At 62.3% G+C, this 22573-nt stretch carries 20 protein-coding genes; 10 read left to right on the top strand and 10 right to left on the bottom strand.

Going from position 1 to position 22573, the window contains the following annotated elements:
* Positions 1-44 precede the first annotated feature (44 nt).
* On the top strand, positions 45-1568 hold the full coding sequence (locus NKJ67_RS10445; protein WP_352581278.1) for a hypothetical protein: 1524 nt from the start codon (positions 45-47) through the stop codon (positions 1566-1568).
* A gap of 17 nt (positions 1569-1585) precedes the next feature.
* Here the strand turns inward: NKJ67_RS10445 and NKJ67_RS10450 are convergent, their stop codons facing one another.
* Together NKJ67_RS10450 and NKJ67_RS10455 are read right to left on the bottom strand one after the other, a co-directional pair.
* A complete protein-coding gene (locus NKJ67_RS10450; RefSeq protein WP_352581279.1) occupies positions 1586-2239 on the bottom strand; it encodes a hypothetical protein in 654 nt (217 codons plus the stop codon).
* Positions 2236-2535: a DUF3572 domain-containing protein gene (locus NKJ67_RS10455; RefSeq protein WP_024503583.1), complete on the bottom strand. Its 300-nt coding sequence runs from the start codon at positions 2533-2535 to the stop codon at positions 2236-2238. Before NKJ67_RS10455 ends, NKJ67_RS10450 begins: the two co-directional genes overlap by 4 nt.
* A 246-nt stretch (positions 2536-2781) precedes the next feature.
* Between NKJ67_RS10455 and NKJ67_RS10460 the strand changes: the two genes are divergently transcribed.
* The 9 genes from NKJ67_RS10460 to NKJ67_RS10500 all read left to right on the top strand — a co-directional run bounded on the left by NKJ67_RS10460 (position 2782) and on the right by NKJ67_RS10500 (position 12940).
* A complete protein-coding gene (locus NKJ67_RS10460; RefSeq protein ID WP_013531932.1) occupies positions 2782-3153 on the top strand; it encodes a response regulator in 372 nt (123 codons plus the stop codon).
* Between the two features lie 33 nt (positions 3154-3186).
* Positions 3187-4560 (top strand): PleD family two-component system response regulator, encoded by a 1374-nt coding sequence (locus NKJ67_RS10465; RefSeq protein WP_352581280.1) that lies wholly within the window; start codon positions 3187-3189, stop codon positions 4558-4560.
* Positions 4561-5073: 513 nt separating this feature from the next.
* A complete protein-coding gene (locus NKJ67_RS10470) occupies positions 5074-6546 on the top strand; it encodes an FAD-dependent monooxygenase (protein WP_352581281.1) in 1473 nt (490 codons plus the stop codon).
* A 139-nt stretch (positions 6547-6685) separates the two neighbouring features.
* Complete coding sequence (locus tag NKJ67_RS10475; RefSeq protein ID WP_256748182.1) at positions 6686-7420, top strand: FadR/GntR family transcriptional regulator; 735 nt, start codon at positions 6686-6688, stop codon at positions 7418-7420.
* On the top strand, positions 7417-8604 hold the full coding sequence (locus NKJ67_RS10480; RefSeq protein WP_352581282.1) for a PLP-dependent transferase: 1188 nt from the start codon (positions 7417-7419) through the stop codon (positions 8602-8604). The genes NKJ67_RS10475 and NKJ67_RS10480 overlap by 4 nt, the downstream gene beginning before the upstream one ends.
* A gap of 29 nt (positions 8605-8633) precedes the next feature.
* Positions 8634-9911: an ABC transporter substrate-binding protein gene (locus tag NKJ67_RS10485; protein ID WP_127270754.1), complete on the top strand. Its 1278-nt coding sequence runs from the start codon at positions 8634-8636 to the stop codon at positions 9909-9911.
* A 185-nt stretch (positions 9912-10096) separates the two neighbouring features.
* On the top strand, positions 10097-11020 hold the full coding sequence (locus tag NKJ67_RS10490) for a carbohydrate ABC transporter permease (protein ID WP_127327422.1): 924 nt from the start codon (positions 10097-10099) through the stop codon (positions 11018-11020).
* Entirely contained in the window at positions 11020-11868 is an 849-nt protein-coding gene (locus tag NKJ67_RS10495) for a carbohydrate ABC transporter permease (RefSeq protein WP_256748185.1), read from the top strand. The genes NKJ67_RS10490 and NKJ67_RS10495 overlap by 1 nt, the downstream gene beginning before the upstream one ends.
* Before the next feature lie 4 nt (positions 11869-11872).
* The gene (locus NKJ67_RS10500) at positions 11873-12940 is read left to right on the top strand and encodes an ABC transporter ATP-binding protein (protein WP_256748186.1); all 1068 of its coding nucleotides are present in this window, start codon (positions 11873-11875) and stop codon (positions 12938-12940) included.
* 310 nt (positions 12941-13250) lie between these two features.
* Here the strand turns inward: NKJ67_RS10500 and NKJ67_RS10505 are convergent, their stop codons facing one another.
* The 8 genes from NKJ67_RS10505 to topA all read right to left on the bottom strand — a co-directional run bounded on the left by NKJ67_RS10505 (position 13251) and on the right by topA (position 22429).
* Positions 13251-13460, bottom strand: a complete 210-nt coding sequence (locus NKJ67_RS10505) for a hypothetical protein (protein WP_127271560.1) — start codon at positions 13458-13460, stop codon at positions 13251-13253.
* A gap of 585 nt (positions 13461-14045) precedes the next feature.
* The gene (gene rpmG, locus NKJ67_RS10510; protein ID WP_006201775.1) at positions 14046-14213 is read right to left on the bottom strand and encodes a 50S ribosomal protein L33; all 168 of its coding nucleotides are present in this window, start codon (positions 14211-14213) and stop codon (positions 14046-14048) included.
* A 153-nt stretch (positions 14214-14366) separates the two neighbouring features.
* Entirely contained in the window at positions 14367-14825 is a 459-nt protein-coding gene (locus NKJ67_RS10515) for a YqfO family protein (protein WP_127271458.1), read from the bottom strand.
* 110 nt (positions 14826-14935) lie between these two features.
* Entirely contained in the window at positions 14936-16114 is a 1179-nt protein-coding gene (locus NKJ67_RS10520; RefSeq protein ID WP_023810543.1) for an MFS transporter, read from the bottom strand.
* Between the two features lie 89 nt (positions 16115-16203).
* On the bottom strand, positions 16204-16935 hold the full coding sequence (locus NKJ67_RS10525) for an NUDIX hydrolase (RefSeq protein WP_352581283.1): 732 nt from the start codon (positions 16933-16935) through the stop codon (positions 16204-16206).
* Positions 16936-17021: 86 nt separating this feature from the next.
* The gene (locus tag NKJ67_RS10530; RefSeq protein ID WP_352581363.1) at positions 17022-17456 is read right to left on the bottom strand and encodes a DUF983 domain-containing protein; all 435 of its coding nucleotides are present in this window, start codon (positions 17454-17456) and stop codon (positions 17022-17024) included.
* A gap of 11 nt (positions 17457-17467) precedes the next feature.
* On the bottom strand, positions 17468-19786 hold the full coding sequence (gene rnr, locus NKJ67_RS10535; protein WP_352581284.1) for a ribonuclease R: 2319 nt from the start codon (positions 19784-19786) through the stop codon (positions 17468-17470).
* 6 nt (positions 19787-19792) lie between these two features.
* Positions 19793-22429, bottom strand: a complete 2637-nt coding sequence (gene topA, locus NKJ67_RS10540; protein WP_352581285.1) for a type I DNA topoisomerase — start codon at positions 22427-22429, stop codon at positions 19793-19795.
* Positions 22430-22573 lie beyond the last annotated feature (144 nt).

Genomic DNA, 22573 nt, shown 5'->3' on the forward strand with positions numbered 1-22573 from the left:
GACCACTTTTGGGCGACATGCATTAGGTCAAACGGAGAATTCGCGTGAACCGTGCCCTGCCATTCGTTTTCCTCCTTGCGTTGAGCGCGCCTGCGTTCGGTCAGACCGTCGATAGTCAGGGTGCGAAGCAATTATCCGACGACTTGTCCCGCTATGTCGGCAAGCAGGCCATCGACAAAGGCATTTTGAAGGTTTCGCTTGAAGGTGGCGCCTACAGGATCCTGTTCGATTTCAAGGCACTTGCGGCATCGTTTCCGGACCAGAAACTGCTGAAGTTCGACTTCGCGCCCTATGCCCTGATGGTCAAGCCGCGCAGCGACGGGTCCTGGGATGTCTCCATGGATTTCTCCCAAACCGCCTCCTTCGAGTTCAACGGACCCGAGGGGCTGCAAAGCACTCAGTTTTCGATCAAGGACGGCAAGGGCTCGGGCGTCTACGATCCAAATCTGGCGGCCTTCACCAGCGGCACCAGCTCGATGGCCGGCATGACGATGGCATCGAAGGATGCCAAGCAGCACATGGAAGCCAGCACGGGCGCCGGCATCGCGACCGTTGCCGCGACCAAGTCGGCGACCGGGGGCGTCGATTTCACAACCTCGCAAAAGGTGTCGAGCTTTGTCGAAGCGATCAATTTCGACGATCCGGAGAGCGGGTTGAAATTCCCGGTCACCGTCAGGTCGCCGGAACTGTCGGTCGAAGCCAGCGGCAAGGGCGTGCGGACCAAGCCATTGCTCGATCTCCTGGCATTTGCGGTGGGCAACGAGGACGAGGCGACGCTGAAGGCCAACCAGGCGCAGCTCAAATCGCTTCTGCTCGCCGCCTTGCCGCTTTGGCAGCGTATCGACGGGACCTACGGTTTTAAGGATTTCGCGGTGGAAAGCCCGGTCGGCAATTTCGGCGCCACCCAGCTCAGCACCGTGTTCGGCACCGATGGCGTGGCCCAGAACGGCACGATCACGTACGGCATCAAGGCATCGGGGCTGACCGTGCCGACCCAGCTTCTGCCGAGCTGGAGCGTGGGGTTGTTGCCCACCGATGTCGATTTGAACTTTGGCGGCGCCAATATCGATCTCGACAGCATGGCGAAGAAGGCGATCGAAGCCTTTGATCTCAATAAGAATCCGCCGCTGTCGGCCGAATTCGGCGAGCAGCTTAAAGTCGACTTCATGGCCAAGATGCCGAAGGTCGTGCTTGGCCACAGCACCGTGAAGAACAAGGACACGGAGATCGCGCTGGAAGGCGAGATGACATTCCCAGGCGAAAAGCCCGAAGGAAGCGTAACCGTCGATGTCGCCGGCTTCGACAAGCTTGTCGAAGGCCTGCAGGAAGCGGCAAAGTCGGAACCGGAGGTTGGCCAATACGTTCCAGTCGCTCTCATGGCGAAGGGCTTTGGCAAGACGCTGCCCGATGGCCGGCTGGAATGGATCGTCAATGCCAAGGCCGATGGCTCGGTCACCGTCAATGGCGTCATGCTGAAGCCTGCCGATCCGGCCGTGGACGACAGCGTGGATGATGGTGACGGCGCCGATGACAGCGGAGACGACAGCGGCGGCGCAGGGGCGAACTGAACCCCTGAAGCTGGAGTTCAGAGCCCCAGCGCGCTTGCGATGTTGGGCGCTGCCTCGTGCCAGTCCTGGACGACGACCACATCGTCCGTCACCGGCGGCAGGAATGCGCGCAGCGAATTGTCGGCCATCAGGTGGAACAGTTCTGCGTCGGCGACCGATTCCCGTACCGAGGCCAGATTGTGCGGCTGGTCGTCGACGAAGACCACCGGTCGGCCGGCCTTGCCGCGAAGCTTGGCCACTGCCGGTCCTTTGGCCATTTCAGTGGTCAGAAGCGGGTAGCTCAGCCCAAGCGCGTCGAGATGGACGCGACGCACGGCACGGTGTTTGTGCGGCATGGCCGTCAGCAAGATGATTTCCGCGCGATCGCCAAGCCCTGCCAGGGCTTCTGACGCGCCGTCAGTAATGTTTTGCCAATCGGCTTGCGCGTCAAAGAAATCGGCCAGCAGTGCCGTGACTTCGGGCTGTTCGATCAGGCGGCCGCTGGCGGTCTCTGCGATGTTGCCGGTCAGCCGGAAGGAGGCCAGCGTCAGGCCATAGCCGCGCGCCTTGAGGAAATTCGGAAACGGTCGGATGAATTCGAGCACGACATCGTCGACATCGAGGACAAGCAAGGGTCGGTCGTCGGCTGCCAGTTCTTCGATCTGGCGCGCGGTTTCCGGATCATCGCTCATATGGAATGCTCGTGGTTGTCGTCGCCCAGCGGCAGCGACCGCAAGGCTTTGCCGACAGCCGCCGGCGGGGTGCCGGTTTCCTCGGCAAAGCGCATCAGAGTCGGCTCGTGGGCGAGGATGAACTGCAGGACACCGGCCAGAAAACCCGGCTCGCTGGCGGCTTTGCGGATCGAATGGACCTCTATGCCGGTGATTGCCAGAAAGCGCGGCAGAAGCTCCGGATCGGAGGCGACGAAGCCCAGGGCCTTCACGGCAATCGATTCCGCTTCTTCGCGCATTGACGCTGCGTTTGCCATCACTACCTTCGGTGTGTGGAATGAGTCTCTCCCGCAGTAATGGCAAGAGTTGCTTGCGGCAAGCCATTAGAGCGTGGCGCGCCCTTTGGACGCGCAGGGGACGAGGTGGAATTCGCGCTGTTTTCCAGCCGCGGATTTCCGTTTCGTCAATCATATTGCCGTAAAGTGAAGCAGGGTTTGATGCGTTCAGACATGGGCGCATGACGGTTGCCTTCGAAGCGGAAGGGCAGCCGGGACGGGAAATCGATGCCGAAGAAGGTTATGATCGTCGAAGACAATGAGCTCAATATGAAGCTCTTTCGGGACCTCATCGAGGCAAGCGGTTACGAGACCGTGCGCACCCGAAACGGTCTGGAAGCGCTCGATTTGGCGCGCCAGCACCGGCCGGATCTGATCCTGATGGATATCCAATTGCCTGAAGTGTCGGGGCTTGAAGTGACCAAATGGCTGAAGGAAGACGACGAACTGCACGTCATCCCGGTCATTGCGGTGACCGCCTTCGCCATGAAGGGCGACGAGGAACGTATCCGCCAGGGCGGCTGCGAGGCTTATATTTCTAAGCCGATCTCGGTGCCGCGTTTCATCGAAACCATCAAATCCTATCTGGGCGATGCGTGATGTGCCCCTTCAGCCGAGCCGGAGCCTTGTGAAATGACTGCGCGGATCCTCGTCGTCGACGATATCCCTGCCAATGTGCGGCTGCTGGAAGTGCGGCTGCTGGCCGAATATTTCGAAGTGCTGACCGCCACCAACGGGCCGGATGCGATCGAGACCTGTGAGAACGGCAAGGTCGATGTCGTGCTGCTCGACGTGATGATGCCGGACATGGACGGCTTCGAGGTCTGTCGGCGGCTGAAGAGCGATCCGGCGACATCGCACATTCCGGTGGTGATGATCACCGCGCTCGATCAGGTCTCCGACCGCGTCCGCGGGCTCGAGGCCGGTGCCGACGACTTCCTGACCAAGCCGGTCAACGACCTGCAGCTTATGACGCGCGTCAAGAGCCTGGTTCGCCTGAAGTCGCTGACCGACGAGTTGCGGCTGCGCGCCTCGACGACGCGCAACATCGGCATCGAGGAGTTGCTCAGCCGCAATTTCGCATCCGAGGACACGACGCCCAAGGTGCTTTTGATCGACGAACGCAAATCATCCGTCGAGCGCATCCAGAAGATGCTGCGCGACCGGGCCGATCTCGACGTCACACATGATCCGCATGCCGGTTTCTTCCAGGCCGCCGAGACGTCCTATGAATGCGTGATGATCTCGACCGCGTTCGCCGATTTCGATCCGCTGAGGCTCTGTTCGCAGTTGCGCTCGCTCGATCGCACCCGTTCCGTGCCGATCATCCTGTTGGCGGAGGAGGGCGAGGAGGAACGCATCATCCGCGGCCTCGAACTCGGCATCAATGATTATCTGATGCGGCCGATCGACCAGCAGGAATTGACGGCGCGGCTGCGCACCCAGGTGCGCCGCAAGCGTTACAACGACCAGCTGCGCGCCAGCGTCACCCAGACCATCGAAATGGCGGTGACCGATGGACTGACCGGGCTGCACAACCGCCGCTATCTGGATAGCCACCTGCAGACGCTGTTCGATCGAGCCGTGGCGCGGCGCCGGCCGCTGTCGGTGATGATCACCGACCTCGACCGCTTCAAGGCGATCAACGATGCGCACGGTCATGACGGCGGCGACGAGGTTCTGCGGGAATTCGCACGACGGCTGCGCAAGAATGTCAGGGGTATCGACCTTGCCTGCCGCTTTGGCGGGGAGGAGTTCGTCGTGGTGATGCCGGACACCGAGGGCGCGGTGGCCGAGAAGGTAGCCGAACGCATTCGCGCCGAAATCGCCCAGGCGGCTTTCGCCATCGGGCAGGACGGCAAGGCGATCGAAGTCACGGTCAGCGTCGGCGTGTCGTCGGTGCTGAAGGGCGTGGACACGGTGGCGGCGCTGATGAAGCGTGCCGATCTCGCGCTCTACGAAGCCAAAAGCGGCGGCCGAAATCGCGTCGTCGCCAAGGCGGCGTAGCGATCCAACCCCGATTATCCTGTCAACCCGACAGGGTTACCCGTTTACCTTAATCCAAGCGATTCGCGAGCCTTGGTTAAGAAACTGTTGATTTTCATAAGCTCTTGCGCAACTGTGCAGGCCAAGACGAAGCCGGCACGAGGATGCAAAACCGGCTCCGATCCTGGGAATACCCCATGATGCTCAGGTCCGCCGCATCTCCTGGGTCCGTGGGGTCGGCCGGCCGGCGCTGGCACATAGTGGCCTCCTCGTACCGCTGCCAAACGCCGACCGGCCCCCTTCTCTCCAAAAGAACATCAGAACTCCGTGCCAAAGCACGGAGGAATCTGCGTTTTTGCATGTGAAATCGGGGTAGTCGTTCCTACACAGTTTCGCTGTGAGGGCAGCCAACGACGAGGGGAAGAGCACCCCTTCCATTTCATACATATGGCGCACAAGGGGCTTGCAGCAAGACCCGGCTCCTCCCGTAAAACCGCGACCCAAGCCAGGGTGCGGAAAACGGGAGTTATGATAATGATTTCAGATCATGCGGTTGTGATCGCCGGGGGTGGTCCGACGGGATTGATGCTGGCTGGCGAACTGGCGCTGGCAGGCGTGGACGTTGCCATTGTCGAAAGGCGACCGGATCAGAAATTGGCAGGATTGCGCGCAGGCGGCCTGCATGCGCGAACCCTTGAGGTGCTCGACCAGCGCGGAATTGCGGATCGGTTCCTCTCGGAGGGCCAAGTGAGCCCGGCCGTGGGTTTTCACATGATCCGCCTGGACATCAGCGACTTCCCAACCCGGCACAATTATCTGCTGGCGCTGCGGCAAAACCACATCGAGCGCATCCTGGCCGACTGGGTCGGCGAGTTGAAGGTACCGATCTATCGCGGACACGAGGTTACGAGGTTTACCCAGGACGACAGCGGCGTCGACGTCGAACTGTCCACCGGTCACCGCCTGAGGGCCGCATATCTGGTCGGCTGTGACGGAGGCCGCAGCACCATTCGCAAGGCGACCGGTATCGAGTTCGCCGGATGGGATCCGACGATGAGCTGGATGATTGCCGAGGTCGAAATGTCGGAAGAACCGGCATGGGGCTTCCGCAGCAACGCCTCCGGAATTCATGCTCTGGGTAAGATCGAGGGCGGCAAGAAGGTTGGCGTCGTGCTGACGGAGCCCCGCCTGGAGGCGCGCGGCGAACCGACCCTGCGCGAGCTCAGCGAGGCGCTGACTGCCGTCTACGGCACCGACTTCGGGGTCCACAGCCCGACCTGGCTCTCCCGCTTCACCGACATGACGCGCCAGGCCACCGCATATCGCGACAGGCGCGTGCTGCTGGCGGGTGATGCCGCGCACATCCATCCGCCGATGGGCGGACAGGGCCTCAACATCGGCGTGCAGGATGCGGTGAACCTTGGATGGAAGCTGGCCCAAATCATCAAGGGGACATCGCCGCAAAGCCTGCTCGAAAGCTATCACGCCGAGCGCCATCCGGTCGCCGCCCGCGTGTTGCGCAACACGATGGCGCAGGTTGCGCTTCGCCGCACGGATGACCGCAGCAAGGCCTTGGCCGATACCGTTGCCGAGTTGCTCGGCATGGATGAAGCTCGCAAGAAAATCGCTGCGGAGATGTCTGGTCTGGGTGTTCATTACGACCTTGGCGAGGGGCATCCACTGCTTGGGCGGCGAATACCCGATCTTGATCTGGCCACCGCCGGCGGACTGTTGCGGGTCTTCACCTTGCTGCACGACGCGCGGCCCGTGCTGCTCAGCCTCGGTGAGCCCGGCAGGCTGGACATCGCGCCCTGGGCTGATCGGGTCCGGCAGATCGACGCCGGTTACGCCGGTATCTGGGACCTCCCGGCTCTCGGGACGGTCGTTTCGCCCGACGCGGTCTTGATCCGGCCCGATGGTTATGTGGCTTGGGCCGGGGCGGGAACCCAACAGGGCCTGGTGGACGCGCTGACCACCTGGTTCGGGCCGCCTGCCACCGCAGGTTAGCAGACACGATCGAAGTGCGACCGCGCGATCGCCTTGAGAGTATTGCGCTCCTCCCTCCGACAGTGCTCCTGACAGTTGGTTGACAGGAGCTTCCTTCTGTGCAGAAATTGGTTGGACCATTGGACCATTTGGAGGAAATGTGGACCAGAACAGCCTGCCACCCATTCAGACCACGGCGCGCGACGACGCCGTGCTGAAGGCGTTGGTGGGCTTTGTTCGCGCCGAGGCCTTGCAGCCGGGCGAGCGGCTTCCAACCGAACGCATTCTGGCCGAGCGGCTGAAGGTCAGCCGCAACACCGTGCGCGAGGCACTGACACGCTGGGAAGGGCTCGGCCTCGTCGAGCGCCGGCAGGGCAGCGGCACCTATCTCAAGGCGGCTGTTTCACACGATATGCTGCACATGCCGCTGACGCTGGCGGGCGGCAATGATTTCACCAGTCTGATGCAGACAATGGAGATCCGCCGCGCGCTGGAGGCGGAAGCCGCAGCCCTTTGCGCCGAACGCGCCAGCCAGGCCGACATCGCCGAAATCGCACGCAAGCTCGACATCATGGAGCAGGCGTTCCGCACGCGCGACGGCATGTCGTCGGAAGAGGATTGGGAGTTCCACCAGGCGATCTACCGGGCTTCGGGTAATCCGCTGTTCGAGCAGATCATCGCCGCCATGTACGAATTGTTCCACCGCTTCTGGGAGCATCCGCTCGGCGTTCGTGATTTCGGCCACGCCAGCTTTCCCTATCACCGCGCCATCTACGAATGCATTGCCGCGCGCGACCCACAGGGCGCCCGCGCCGAAGCGCTCAAGCTGATCGCCACCGTCGAGGACGATCTCAAGCGCGGTGCGGCCAAACTCAAACTTTCGAGCCAGACATGAACGAGCATCCATCCGGTTTCGATCACGACTATCTCGCCGAGGCGGCGACACTCTTGGCGCATGACGAACCGTTCCCCGGCGGTGCGGTGGTGCCGCCGATCTACCAGACCTCGCTGTTCACCTTCGCCAGCTATGCCGAGATGGCCAATACTTTTGCCGGCAAACGAAAGCAGCCGATCTATTCGCGTGGCGACAATCCCACGGTGATGGAGTTCGAGGCACGTGTCGCCGCGCTCGAAGGCGCAGAAGCAGCGCGCGGCTTTTCCAGTGGCATGGCGGCGATCAGCGCCACGGTGCTTGCGTTCGTTGGGGCAGGCGAGCGCATCGTGGCGGTGCGCAATTGCTATGGCGATGCCTATCGGCTGTTCGAGCGGCTGTTGCCGCGCCTCAACATCAAGGTCGACTATGTCGACGGCTCCGACCCGGATGCGGTCGCGGCGGCACTTCCCGGCGCCAAGCTGCTTTATCTGGAAAGCCCGACCTCGATGATGTTCGAGTTGCAGGACATCGCGCATCTGACACGGTTGGCCAAGGAACAGGGCATCGTCACCACGATCGACAATTCCTGGGCGACGCCGGTCTTCCAGAAGCCGATCACGCATGGTGTCGACCTGGTTCTGCATTCGGCCTCGAAATACCTTGGCGGCCACAGCGACACCGTCGCGGGCGTCGTGGCGGGTTCGGCCGCTCATATCAAGCACATCAACGAGCAGACCTATTCCTATCTCGGCGGCAAGCTGTCACCGTTCGAGGCGTGGCTGTTGCTGCGCGGCCTGCGCACGCTGCCGCTGCGCCTGCCGCACCACATGAAGAGCGGCCTGACCATCGCCGAACGGCTGAAGGCGCATGCCAGTGTCGAGCGGGTCAACCACCCCATCTATTCGAACCACCCGGGCAAGGCGACGCTGGCCGGCTATGCCGGTCTGTTCTCCTTCGAGGTGACGGACGATATCGACATTCCCGTCTTCGTCGACGCGCTGAAATATTTCCGCATCGGCGTCAGCTGGGGCGGGCATGAAAGCCTGGTCGTACCGGCCAAGGCGTCGCTGGAGCAGACGCCGGGCCTGAATTCGATGGCGCGCTTCGGCGTCAGCCCCCGAACCATCCGCTTCAATGTCGGATTGGAGAGTGTCGAAGACCTGTGGGCTGACGTCGCCCAGGCCTTCGAAAAAGCCAGAAAATAACAAGCGGGTTCAAAATGGGAGTCTTGAACATGAAAAAACTGACCGTCATGCTGGCCACCGTTGCGGGGCTGGCGATTTCCGCCGGAAATGCCGTGGCCGACTCGACCCTGAAAATGGTCGAAGTCATCACCAGCCCGCCGCGCACCGAATTCCTGAAGAAGCAGATCGCCGAATTCGAAACAGCCAATCCGGGCATCAAGGTCGAGCTTATCTCGCTGCCCTGGGGCCAGGCGTTCGAGAAATTCCTGACCATGGTGCAGGCCGGCGATACGCCTGACATCGTCGAAATGCCGGAACGCTGGATGGGCCTCTATGCCAACAATGCCCAGCTCGAGGATCTCGGCCCCTATATGGCCAAATGGGATGATGCCAAGACGCTCGGCGACCGCGCCAAGCAGTTCGGCTCGACCGTCAACAACACCCAGTTCATGATCCCCTACGGCTACTATGTGAACGCGCTGTTCTGGAACAAGAAGCTGTTCAAGGAGGCCGGCCTCGACGGACCGCCGGCGACGCTCGACGATTTCATCGCCGATTCCAAGAAGATTTCCGCGCTCCCGGGGAAGTACGGCTACTGCCTGCGCGGCGGGCCGGGCGCCTTCAACGGCATGCACATGTTCATGAACATCGCCGCCGGCAAGGGCGGCTACTTCAACGAGGACGGCACTTCGACGATCAACGAAGAAGGCTCGGTCAAGGGCCTGCAGATGCTGGCCGACATGTACAAGGACGGATTGGCGCCGAAGGATGCGGTGAGCTGGGGTTTCAACGAAACGGTCACCGGCTTCTATTCCGGCACCTGTGCCATGCTCAACCAGGATCCGGACGCGCTGCTCGGCATCGCCGACAAGATGAGCGCGGACGATTTCGCCGTGGCGCCTTTGCCGGTCGGACCGAGCGGCAAATCCTATCCGACGCTGGGCTATGCCGGCTGGGCGATGTTTGCCAACTCGCAGCACAAGGACGACGCCTGGAAGCTGATGGCGACGCTTCTGTCGCCGAAGGACAATCTGGAATGGGCCAAGGAAGTCGGCGTCGTCCCGATCCACAACGGCGCCGACCAGGATCCCCATTTCAAGACGGAGCAGTTCAAGGGCTGGTTCACGGAGCTCAGCGACAGCTCCAAATATGAAATGGTCACCCCGCCGACGCATCTGGAGAACCTCGGCAATTTCGTCGACCAGGTGGCGATCAAGAATTTTCAGGAAGTGCTGCTTGGCCAGAAGACGGCCAAGGACGTCGCCGACCAATGGGCTGCCTTCCTGACCAAGGAACAGCAGGACTGGCTGGCGAAGAACAAGAAGTAGTTTTTCTTCCCTTCTCCCCGTTTACGGGGAGAAGGTGGCCCGATAGGGCCGGATGAGGGGCGGCGCTATGCCTCGATAGGTTCGCGCTGCCCCTCATCTGCCTGCCGGCATCTTCTCCCCGTGAACGGGGAGAAGGACGCTTGTCGCCAATTCCGGCGCTCCTCCAGGAGACGATTTAGCACCCAATGACTTATGCCGTGTCCGAAATACGATCCGCCGGCAAGCCGCGTCGCAAGCGGCTATCCCACGCCGCCATCGAGCCATGGCTCTATCTCAGCCCGGCGATCATCCTGCTGGTCGTGGTGCTTTTGGTGCCGCTGGTCATCGGCATCAGCTACTCCTTCCGCAAGTTCTCAGCGTTCAAGTCCGAATATGTCGGGCTCGGGCAGTACCAGGCGATGCTGTCGGATCAGGTGCTGGGGCAGGCGCTGGTCAACACGTTGTGGTGGACCGTCGCCAGCCTTTTCTTCCAGTTCTTCCTCGGCCTTGGCCTGGCGCTCCTGCTCGACAAGCCGTTTCGCGGCCGCAAGGCAGTACAAGCCCTGGTCTTCCTGCCTTGGGCGGTGCCGTCCTTCCTGTCAGGCCTGACCTGGGCCTGGCTGTTCAATCCGATCATCGGCCCGCTGCCGCACTGGCTGTTTGCGTTGGGGCTGAAAGCCCAGCCGACCAATGTGCTGTCCGATCCCTCAACCGCCATGTGGGGACCGATCGTCGCCAATATCTGGTTCGGCATTCCGTTCTTCGCCATCACGCTCCTTGCGGCACTGAAATCCATTCCATCGGAACTGCATGAGGCAGCGGCTATCGATGGAGCCTCGCCCTGGCAGCGCTTCACCAAGGTGACGCTGCCGTTCCTGGCGCCGACCATCGCCATCACTGTGATGTTGCGCACCATCTGGATCGCCACCTTCGCCGACCTGATCTTCGTGATGACGGAGGGCGGGCCGGCCGGCTCGACCAACACGGTGCCGGTCTACATCTACGTCAGCGCCTTCAAATCGCTGGACAAGGGCTATGCCTCGGCGGTGGCGGTGCTGTTGCTGATCCTGCTCATCGCCTATGCGATCGCCCTGATCGGCATCCGTCGCACGCTGGTGAGGCACGTCTGATGATCGCAGGACGCACAGCCTCGCAGCGCTTCTTCGGCGGCATCGGCCTCTACGCGGCAATCGCGGCCTACGTGCTCTTTGCCCTGTTCCCGATCTACTGGACGCTGAAGATCTCGGTCACGCCGGAGCGGCTGCTCTATTCCGAAGGCATCACCTTCTGGCCATCGCACATGACGCTGCAGAACTTCGTCACCGTGCTCGAGACGACCGATTTCCCGCGCTATTTCCTCAACAGCGTCATCGTCTCGGTCTCGACAGCGGCACTGGTGACGATCATCGCCACGCTCGCCGGCTATGCCATGTCGCGCTTCACCTTTCGCGGCAAGGCAGCCTTGGCGCTGATGTTGCTGCTCACCCAGACTTTTCCGCTGGTGATGGTCATTCCGCCGATCTACCGCGTGATGGGGCAGATCGGCCTGATCAACAGCCTGACCGGGCTGATCATCATCTACACCGCCTTCAACACGGCCTTTGCCACCTTCCTGATGCAGTCGTTCTTCGACGGCATCCCCAAGGATTTGGAAGAGGCCGCGATGATCGACGGCTGCACCCGCGCGCAGGCCATGCGCAAGGTGATCGTGCCGCTGACGCTGCCCGGCATGGGCGCGACGCTCGGCTTCGTCTTCACCGCTGCCTGGAGCGAGCTTCTGTTCGCGCTGATGCTGATTTCCAGCGACGACCAGAAGACCTTTGCCGTCGGCTTGCTCACCTTCATCGGCAAGTTCGCCGTCGACTGGGGACAAATGATGGCGGCGTCCATCCTGGCGCTGATCCCGGTCTGTATCTTCTTCGCCTTCCTGCAACGCTATCTCGTCACCGGCCTTACCGCCGGCGCCGTCAAAGGATAGATCGATGGCCTCTGTTACGCTCGAAAACGTCCGCAAGGACTATGGCGCCGTCCGCGTCCTGCACGCGGTCGACCTTGAAATCGCCGATGGCGAGTTCGTCGTCCTGGTTGGGCCGTCAGGCTGCGGCAAGTCCACGCTCTTGCGCATGATCGCCGGGCTGGAGGAGGCTTCCGGCGGCGAGATCCGCATCGGCGAGCGGCTGGTCAATGACGTGGCACCCAAGGACCGCGACATCGCCATGGTTTTCCAGTCCTACGCGCTCTATCCGCATATGGACGTGTCGAAGAACATGGGTTTCAGCCTGCTCCTGAAGAAGGCGGAGAAAACGACGATCGACGCCAGGGTGGACGGCGCCGCCAGGCGGCTCGGGCTCGACACGTTCCTGCAGCGCCTGCCGCGGCAACTGTCCGGCGGCCAGCGCCAGCGCGTCGCCATGGGGCGTGCCATCGTGCGCGATCCCAAGGTTTTCCTGTTCGACGAGCCGCTGTCGAACCTCGACGCCAAGCTGCGCGTCCATATGCGCGCCGAGATCAAGGCGCTGCACCAGCAGCTGAAGACGACATCGGTTTATGTCACGCATGACCAGATCGAGGCGATGACCATGGCCGACCGGATCGTCGTCATGCATGACGGGTTGATCCAGCAGGTCGGCGCACCGCTCGATCTCTATGATCGGCCGGCCAACATGTTCGTCGCCGGTTTCATCGGTTCCCCCGGCATGAATTTCCTGCCGGCGATTGTTCGCAAGGGTGGTACCCCGGAGGCTGTACTGACCGATGGCCAGGCGCTGCGCCTGCCGGAAGGCCTGCCGCTGACGGACGGTGACGCCATCACCGTCGGTCTGCGGCCCGAGCATATCAAGTTGGCGGATGACGGCGCGTTGAAGGGCGAGGTGGGGGTGGTCGAGCCGCTCGGGCTTTCGACGCAGTTCTACGTCAAGCTGGCCAGCCAGCAGCTTTGCGTCTTTGCCATGGGCCGTGCCGGCGTGAAGCCAGGCGACGAGGTGAGGTTGGTTGTCGAACCAGACCAATTGCATCTGTTCGATCCGAAAAGCGGTGATCGCATCGGCTGAGGGGGACTCAGCCGGGCGGCGGGCAGCCGTATGAGGCGCCGATGTCGGGCGGGAAATACAGGTAACGCACATTTCAATTGGATAAAATAGCGGAACGTCCAACAGACATTTCCGGAACCTAACAGGACCACTCGGACCTTTGCGTCTACAGCGCAAGACCTTAGTCCCGCCGTCTTCTCAAAAGAACGGAGGTCGTTTCGCCACGAATTGGGCCGCCGTCGGAGTTAGTCACACCGACGGCGGCGCCTGCAATATGGGCGAGTGGGTTGTGTGCGGATATGGTGTGATCGCGGAAGAGGATTGTAGACCGCTAACCGCGAGGGCTTCTTTTGGACAGCGGCGAACTGTCCAACGGGTTCTCAGCCGACTTGGCCGATCGCCGCTCCTTCAGCCACAGGGACTTCTTTCTCCTTGCCAGGTTCTCGTCTCGAACGCTGTCGTCGGCGGTCACTCCGCCATGCATCGCGGCAATCACGTAGTCGGCTCTGTTGGTTCGAAAGTCGCCTTTTTGTACGGACATCGTTTTCTCCCAGTGCGAGGCATTTCCCCCCTTTTTGCCTGACGCTGAAACTAACTGCCTATCCGTGGTGCAAGTCTACCAATCGCCGATTGTATTAAAACGATACACTCAAGGTGGCACGATCGCACGAGAGGAGCCAATACTGGCGGGGCTCCTTCATTGACCCTGTTGTGATCCTTGCGGGGGTGCGGCGGCGGGAGGGGTCGGAGCCTGCGGTGGGGGTTCCGTGGAAGGCGCGGCGGGACTGTCAGGCTGAGGTGCAGGCGGTGCGGCCTCTTCCTCACTCAGAACCTGGTCAGTCCTGGCCTTGATCTCATCGGCCGTCTGCTGGCTTATCAGCCCGTTGCTGACGGCGAAGCCAGCAACCAGAGCGACAAGGGCTGCAATGATTGCAGCTTTCACCTTCTTCGACATCCATAGGCGCCTTGTTCATGACACCCAACCCACGGCGAAGGGTGCCGCAACCTTGGCGAAGGGTCAATCCTTTTGGCTGCAGTCTCTGCTCACGTGCAACGAAATCAACTGGCTACAAACGAAAAACGCCGCCCATTGGGCGGCGTTTCGGCATTGCAGCGGGAAACCAGATTACTTGATCTTGGTTTCCTTGAATTCGACGTGCTTCTTGGCGACCGGGTCGTACTTGCGGAACGACAGCTTGTCGGTCTTGGTGCGGCTGTTCTTGCTGGTCACGTAGAAGAAACCGGTGTCGGCGGTCGACAGAAGCTTGATCTTGATGTTTGCGGCTTTGGCCATGATATCAGTCCGTTTGTTCGTGGGGTTTTGGCCGCTGGAGCACGGGGAAACACCCGGACGCGGGAAACTTGGCGCGACACATAAAGAACGCGCCCGGAAAGTCAAGCCCGGCAAGCCTGGTGCGACCCGCCTGAGCCTGCTGGTGAACGGAAATCATGCGGTTTCTGTCGCCGGTGACGCAACCTTCTTCCAGTCTCCGGTCGTGTTCCACCAGCGATTCGGATTGGCGCGGTCGTCCAGTCCCTTGGAACGGCTGGCGAGAATCGGTTGAATGCGGATCACCGGTTCCTGGTAGGAATGGGCCTGGAAAATCGCCTCGACGACGCGGGCGGCCAGCACCTGATCGTCCGGCAGTTCGAAGGAAACCTCGACCGTGCCGGGCCGCCGCCGCAATTCGGTTTCGGCACCGGCGGCCGCACCGTCAAGCGGCCTGTAGCGTTCGATGCCGTGCGCCGACTGATAGGCATTGCGGTCATATTTGCCCATGGCCAGCGGCGCAATCGCCACCACAGCATCCATGATGCGGTCGACGTCGGCGGCCGGAGCCTGGAAGGTCACGAGCAGAAGCAGTGTCATTCGTAGCGATGTGGTTTCAAAGCCGCTGTCGATCATGGAAGTGTCCTCAAGTGTTTTGGGACACTCTTTTAGCCCTGTGCTCCTGACACGGTTCTGTCAGCAGCCTGCCACCGTGCGCGCCAAATGCAGGGCTGGCGGCAGTTGCGCTACAGCAGGATCTTGCGAACCAACCTGACGGCGACCAAAGCGATATAGGCGGCGAAGAACAGGCCGAGCGACCAGCCGAAGCCGGACGGGCCGAACGCATCCATGCCGATGCCGATCGCCTGCGGGCCGAGCACCATGCCGACACCGTAGCACAGCACGAAGGCGGCGTTGGCCGACGCCAGTTCATGGCCGGAAAGCTGCGAGCCGAGATGGGCAAGGCCGATCGTGTACATGGCAGCGACGACGCCGCCCCAGACGAACAGAAGCGCGGCCATCAAATGCCAATTCTGGGCGAAGAAGGGCATGAAGACGGTGCCGATAAGACCGACCGTGGCGCAGGCAATCAGCAGGTAGCGGCGATCGCTGACGCGGTCGCTGATCATGCCGATCGGGATCTGCAACAACACATTGCCGAGGCCGATCATGGTCAGCAGAAGGGCCGCATCGGCCTCGGAATAGCCGATGCGGCTACCATAGATCGGGAAGAGCGCAAAGCCGCCGGTTTCCACCGCGCCGAACACCAGCACGGCTGCGGTCGCCGACGGCACCAGCCAGATGTAGCGCAGGAAATTGCTGGTTTCGCCATCCGAGGCGATCGAGGGGCTCTCGTTGCGTGCTGCCAGCACGGGTATCGCCGCCAGCGTCACCAAGGCGATGATGACGCCGAACGGCCTGAAGCCGGAACTGCCGAGATGGGCGAACAGCCACGGTCCGGCGGCAAAGCCGAGCGACAGGACAGTGGCGTAAATGCCCAGCACAAGGCCGCGTCGGTGCGGCGGCGCCGAGGTGCTGATCCAGAATTCGGACAGGATGAACAGCACCGTCAGCGCGATGTGCAGCACGATGCGCAGTGGAAACCACATCCAGAAATCGGGTGCGAAATGAAAGCCGACAAAGGCCAGCGCGCCGGCGGCGATCATGGCGATCATGGTCCAGGCAACGCCGAACCGCATGGCGAGCGGAGTAGCCAGCGGCGCACCGGCGATCGAGGCGAGGCCGGCAACGGCGGTGTTGAGGCCGATCATCGAAGCCGAATGGCCGCGCGTTTCAAGGATGACGCTGAGCAGCGGCATGCCGAGGCCGATGGCGATGCCGACGACGCTGATCGACGAGATCGCCGCCACCATCGGCAGCCAGTGTACGCGTTCGTCGCCCTGTGGTTGGGTATCGACCGTCATGGGATGCTGAATACTCTGCCTGTTTGATCTAAGGAAAGTGCTGAGCGCTTTTCCCGGGAAAACCGCGTCACACTTTTCCTGGAATTGCTCTAGAGAAGTTCGCGGGTGAAGCGGCTGCGGACAAGCCGGTAGAAGGGCACGGGTCCGCCTGGACGCAACAGTGGATCATGGGCGAGGCGCTTTTCCAGCTCGTCCAGGATCATTCGGGTGATGTCGGCTTCCCTGGCCTTGGCGAGCGGCAGCCAGACCAGCTCTTCGAGCTCGTTGGTGGGACCGCCACCGGGCAGTTCGACGGCGACGTCGTCACGCCAGGCGCTGAAAAAGCGGGTGTCGAAGCGGCGCACCCGGTTGGGCGGCGTGATGGCGCGCGCAACGAAGCGCAGCATGTCGAGAGAGGGTTGCACGCCGTGTTCGGCAAAGCCTTGCCAATCGGGCCTGGGGGTTGCGAAAGCACCCTTGCGGCCGATCAGCAGCCCGGCTTCCTCATAGGTTTCGCGGATGGCGGACAGGGCGATGGCGCGGGCTCGTGCGGCGCTTGTGCGGCCCGGTCCGGCGATCAGCCTGGCTTCCTGCTCCGGGTGCAATGCGGCGACGACCGGTATGCGGCTGTCGGCCGGATCGGTGCGGCCACCGGGAAAGACGAACTTGCCCGGCATGAAGGCGTGGCCTGCATGACGGCGACCCATCAGAACCAGCACGTCATCGTCCTTGCGGTCGAGCAGGATGAGGGTTGCCGCGTCGCGCGGGCGAATTGGTCGGTCGCTATGAGCGATCATGCTCCGCTCGATCCTGTCGACTTCCGCCTTGGTCATACCGTCCATGCGCAGGACCTAGCGGAAACTTCTGGCAAGCGAAAGTGGCCTTTCACGGTCGGTATGTTGCGCCAGGCAGCATTCTTGGCTGCGGCCTAGGCTCCGGGATGCGGCTCGATCACGTCGTGCTCGCCGCCGAAGCCGTGCATATAGAAGGCCCATTGCAGTCCGATGACGGCACCCTTGATCGGCTGCAGCAACGCAACCGACAAAAGGATGGTCAGCGGAACCCAGATGGCGATGTGCTGCCATGTGGACAGCGTCGACGTGGCCTCAACGCCCATGAAGGCGCCCAGCACGACATGGCCGACGATGACGATGACCAGATAGGCGGGCAGGTCGTCGGCCCGGTGGTGATGCAATTCCTCGCCGCAGACACTGCATGTGTCGACGGTCTTGGTGAAAGCGCGAAACAGCTTGCCTTCGCCGCAATGCGGGCAGCGGCCGAGCAGGCCGCGCTTCATCGCCGTCCACAGCGGGCGCGGGGTCCGGCCCGAGTGATGTTCTCCGCCGAAAACCTGTTCTTCCATGGCTGTTGTCATCATCGTCTCCTGCCGCGCGAACCCGGTCGCGATTGCGACGCGCGAGCGCGGCCCTTGGCCTTGTGAAACGACCGCTTGGAGCCCGGCAGAGGCTTCGGGTCGGTCAACATCTCGAAGCGCATCGCCCCGGCCATCGGCGCCACCTCGATGAGACGGACCTCGACGCGGTCCGCGAGCTGATAACCTTTGCCCGAGCGTTCTCCGAACAGGGAGCGGGCCGTTTCATCGTATATATAGTAATCGCCGCCCAGAGTTGACACCGGGATGAAACCATCCGCGCCGTACTGCGGCAATTGGACAAATAGTCCTGACTTGGTGACGCCGGAGATGCGGGCATCGAACCGGTCGTCGACGCGTTCGGCGAGATAGCTGGCGATCAGACGGTCGACCGTGTCCCGCTCGGCCGCCATTGCGCGGCGTTCCGTGCCGGAAATCAGCACGGCGACATCTTCGAGCCGTGCCGCTTCGTCCTGCGTCAGCCCGCCCGGACCCAATCCGAGTGCGGCAATAAGTCCGCGATGCACGATCAAATCGGCATAGCGGCGGATCGGCGAGGTGAAATGCGCGTAGCGGCGGAGGTTGAGACCGAAATGGCCGATGTTCTTTGGCGAGTATTCGGCTTGGCTCTGCGAGCGCAGAACCACTTCGTTGACCAGGCCTTCATTGTCGGCGCCGCGCACGCGCTCCAAAATGCCGTTGAACTGGCTTGGCTGCATCTGCGCGCCGCGCGCGAGTGACAGGCCCAATGTCTGCAGGAACTCGCGCAGCGATTCCTGTTTGGCCAGTGATGGCGCGTCATGGACGCGATAGACCAGTTCCTGTTTCTTCGCCTCGAGCGTTTCGGCCGCCGCGACATTGGCCTGGATCATGAATTCTTCGATGAGCTTATGGGCATCGAGCCGGTCCGGCACGATGACGCGATCGACGGTGCCGTCCGCCTTGAGCACGATCTTGCGCTCCGGCAGGTCGAGTTCGAGCGGCTGGCGGCCGTCGCGGCCGCGCTTGAGGATCGCATAGGCGTCCCACAGTGGCTTCAGCACGGTTTTGAGGATCGGACCTGTCTTGTCGTCCGGCGCGCCGTCGATTGCCGCCTGAGCCTGTTGGTAGGCGAGCTTTGCCGCCGACTTCATCATGACGCGATGGAAGGAGTGCCTGAGCTTGCGGCCCTCGGCTGAAAAAACCATGCGCACGGCGAGCGCCGGACGGTCCTGGCCCTCCCGCAGCGAGCAGAGATCGTTGGAGATGCGCTCGGGCAGCATCGGCACGACGCGATCCGGGAAATAGACCGAATTGCCGCGCTTCAATGCTTCGCGGTCGAGCGCCGTGCCGTAGCGCACATAGGCGGCGACGTCGGCGATTGCGACAGTGGCAACCACGCCGCCGGGGTTCTTCTCGTCGAGATCCGGCGTGGCGAAGACGGCGTCGTCATGGTCCTTGGCGTCGGCCGGATCGATGGTGATCAACGGCAGGTCGCGCCAATCCTCGCGGTGATCCAACGTCGCCGGTTTGACCGCTTCGGATTCTGCGATGACGTCGGCCGGGAAGATATGCGGAATGTCGTGCGCGTGGATGGCGATCATAGAGACCGCCTTTTCGCTGGTCAGAGAGCCCAGCACGTTGAGCACCTTGGCCCTCGGCAGCCCATAGCGGGAAGCCCGCGCCGGCTCGACCTCCACCAGGTCACCGTTCTTGGCGCCGTTCTGGAATTCCTTGTCGACGATCAGTTCGGGCTGGCGCCGTTCCACCGGCTCGATGCGGAAGGTGCCGTCCTGCAAGATGCGAAAGACACCGAGCACGGCATCGGTACGTTTTTCGAAAATCTTCACCACCCGCCCGGTGTAGGCGGGGCCGCCCAGAGCGACGTTCGTGTCGTCGGCCGGAAAGGTCTTGGCCAGCACGCGGTCGCCAATGCCGGGCGCCGGTCCACTGCCACTGCGCGACAGGCGGATGGAAACGATGGGCGGCGGTCCATTGGCCGTGTGTTCGGTAGGACGCGCCAAGAGCACGCCATCGGCATCACGGTCAAAAATATCGAGGACCGTGACATGGGGCAGGGCACCGACGCGAGCCAGCCCCTTGCGCTCCTTGGTCAGCAAACCTTCGTCCTGCAGGTCGCGCAAAATATCCTTCAGCCAGATGCGATCGTCGCCGCGCAGTGCGAAAGCTTTCGCGATGTCGCGTTTGCCGGCGCGATCGGGATTTTCGGCGATGTAGCGCAGGATTTCGTCACGCGAGGGCCGGTAGTCGTCCTTGACCTTGGCCCTGGTGTCGGCGGTGCGCGGATCGCCGTGGGTTCTGCCGGTGATCTTGCGCGCCACGCTGTCCTATCCTTTTTTCTTCGCGGCCGGCTTCTTCGCAGCCGGCTTCTTGGCTGCCGCTTTCTTGGTCGCCGGGGCTTTGGCCGCGGCTGCCTTTCGGAACGGCTTCTTGCCGCCGCCGCCCTTGGCTTCCTTCTCGGCAATCAACGCCAGCGCATCCTCGATCGTCACCGACTGCGGATCCTTGCCCTTGGGCAGCGTAGCATTGACCTTGCCGAAATTCACGTAAGGCCCGTATTTGCCGTCGCGCACGACGATCTTGCCGCCGCCATCGGGATGGTCGCCAAGCTCCTTCAGCGCCGCGGCAGTACCGCCATTGCGGCCGCCCTTGCCCTTCAACTGCTTCTCGGCGATCACCGAGACGGCGCGGTTGAGGCCGATCGAGAACACGTCCTCGATGCTTTCAAGATTGGCATAGGTGCCGTCATGCAGCACGAACGGGCCGTAGCGGCCGAGCCCGGCTGAGATCATCTTGGCGGTTTCCGGATGCTGGCCGACATCGCGCGGCAGCGACAGCAGCGCCAGCGCCTTCTCGTGATCGATCGACTCTGCCGTCCAGCCCTTGGGCAGGCTGGAGCGCTTGGCCTCCTTGCCGTCGCCACGCTGCAGATAGGGGCCGAAGCGACCGCTGCGCAGCGTGATTTCCTCTGACGTGTAGGGGTCCTTGCCGATGACCTTGGTGCCGTCCTCGCCGCCGCCATTTTCGCCATTGGGATTGGCGGCATCGCCGAGCTGGCGGGTGAAGGAGCATTCCGGATAGTTCGAGCAGCCGACAAAGGCGCCGAACTTGCCGAGCTTCAGCGACAGATTGCCGGTGCCGCATTTCGGGCAGATGCGCGGATTGGAGCCGTCCTCCCGCGTCGGGAACACCAGCGGCGCCAGTTCCTCATTGAGCGCGTCGAGCACGTCGGTGACGCGCAGTTCCTTGATGTCGGCGACGGCGCCGGAAAAATCCTTCCAGAAATCGCGCAGCACGTCCTTCCAGGCGAGCTTGCCGTCGGAAATCTCGTCGAGCTTTTCCTCGAGGGACGCGGTGAAGTCGTATTCGACATAACGCTTGAAGAAGCTTTCAAGAAAGGCCGACAGCAGCCGGCCCTTGGCCTGCGGCACCAGCCGGCGCTTGTCGATGGTGACATAGTCGCGGTCCTCGAGCGTCTTCAGGATCGCCGTATAGGTAGAAGGCCGGCCGATGCCGAGCTCTTCCAGTTTCTTGATCAGCGAGGCTTCGGAATAGCGCGGCGGCGGCTCGGTGGTGTGCTGGGTGGCGTTAATCGCCTGACGCGCTAGCTGCTCGCCGGCGCGGATCTCGGGCAGGCGACGATTTTCCTCGTCTTCCGCATCGTCGTCCTTCTGGTCGGTGTAGGCGGCGATGAAGCCGTCGAAGCGAACGACCGAACCGATGGCACGCAACTCAGCGGTGCGCGATCCATTGACAGCCTCGATCTCGGCGGTGGTGCGCTCGATCTCGGCCGGCTGCATCTGGCTGGCGATGGCGCGCTTCCAGATCAGCTCATAAAGCCGCATCTGGTCGGAATCGAGATATTGCCTGACCGATGCCGGGGTGCGCATGAAATCCGTCGGGCGGATCGCTTCGTGCGCTTCCTGGGCATTCTTGGCCTTGGCGGTATATTGGCGCGGCTTTTCCGGCAGATATTTTGCGCCGAATTCCTTGGCGATGGCGTCGCGCGCGGCATCGATCGCCTCCGGCGCCATCTGCACGCCGTCGGTTCGCATATAGGTGATGAGACCGGTGGTCTCGCCGCCGATCTCCATGCCTTCATAGAGACGCTGCGCCACTTGCATGGTGCGGCTGGCCGAGAAGCCGAGGCCCGATGATGCGGCCTGCTGCAATGTCGAGGTGGTGAAGGGCGGGCCGGGATTGCGCTTGGTCGGCTTGGCTTCGACCGACACCGCCTTGAAGATCGCGCCCTCAAGCATCGACTTGATGTCGTCGGCCTGCGCCTTGTTGGAAATGTCGAGCTTTTGCAGTCTCTTGCGGTCGAAGGCGGTCAGCCGGGCTTCGAAATTCTCGTTGCGCGGCGTGCCCAGCAGAGCAGCGATCTGCCAGTATTCCTCACGGATGAAGCGCTCGATCTCGGATTCGCGATCGCACACCAGACGCAGCGCAACCGACTGGACGCGGCCGGCCGAGCGGGCGCCCGGCAGCTTGCGCCACAGCACAGGCGACAGCGTGAAGCCGACGAGATAATCCAGCGCCCGGCGGGCGAGATAGGCATCGACCAGCGGCGCATCGATCTGGCGCGGATTGGCCATCGCTTCCAGAACCGACGACTTGGTGATGGCGTTGAAGACGACGCGGCTGACCGGCTTGTCCTTCAGTGCGCGCTTCTGCTTCAGCACTTCCAGCACGTGCCAGGAAATGGCTTCACCCTCGCGATCCGGATCGGTGGCGAGGATCAGGCCGTCGGCATCCTTGACCGCCTTGGCGATGTCGGCAAGCCGCTTGCCCGAGGCGGTGTCTACCGCCCAGGACATGGCGAAATCCTCGTCGGGACGCACCGAGCCATCCTTGGCCGGCAAATCGCGGACATGGCCAAACGAGGCCAGAACCTTATAGTTCTTGCCGAGGTATTTGTTGATTGTCTTCGCCTTGGCCGGCGATTCGACGACGACGACGTCCATGAGGTCTCATATCAGCTGTGGTGCGGCAGAAGAATTCCGCTGCGCGCGACGAAATCTCGTTCTATTTGTCGCTCACATGGCCGCGCTTTTGCATCCGGTCAAGGGGAAGCGCCCAAATTGCGGGGCTGTCCGCAGCAATACACT

It is taken from the genome of Mesorhizobium sp. M0088 (assembly GCF_040322895.1).
GTDB lineage: Bacteria > Pseudomonadota > Alphaproteobacteria > Rhizobiales > Rhizobiaceae > Mesorhizobium.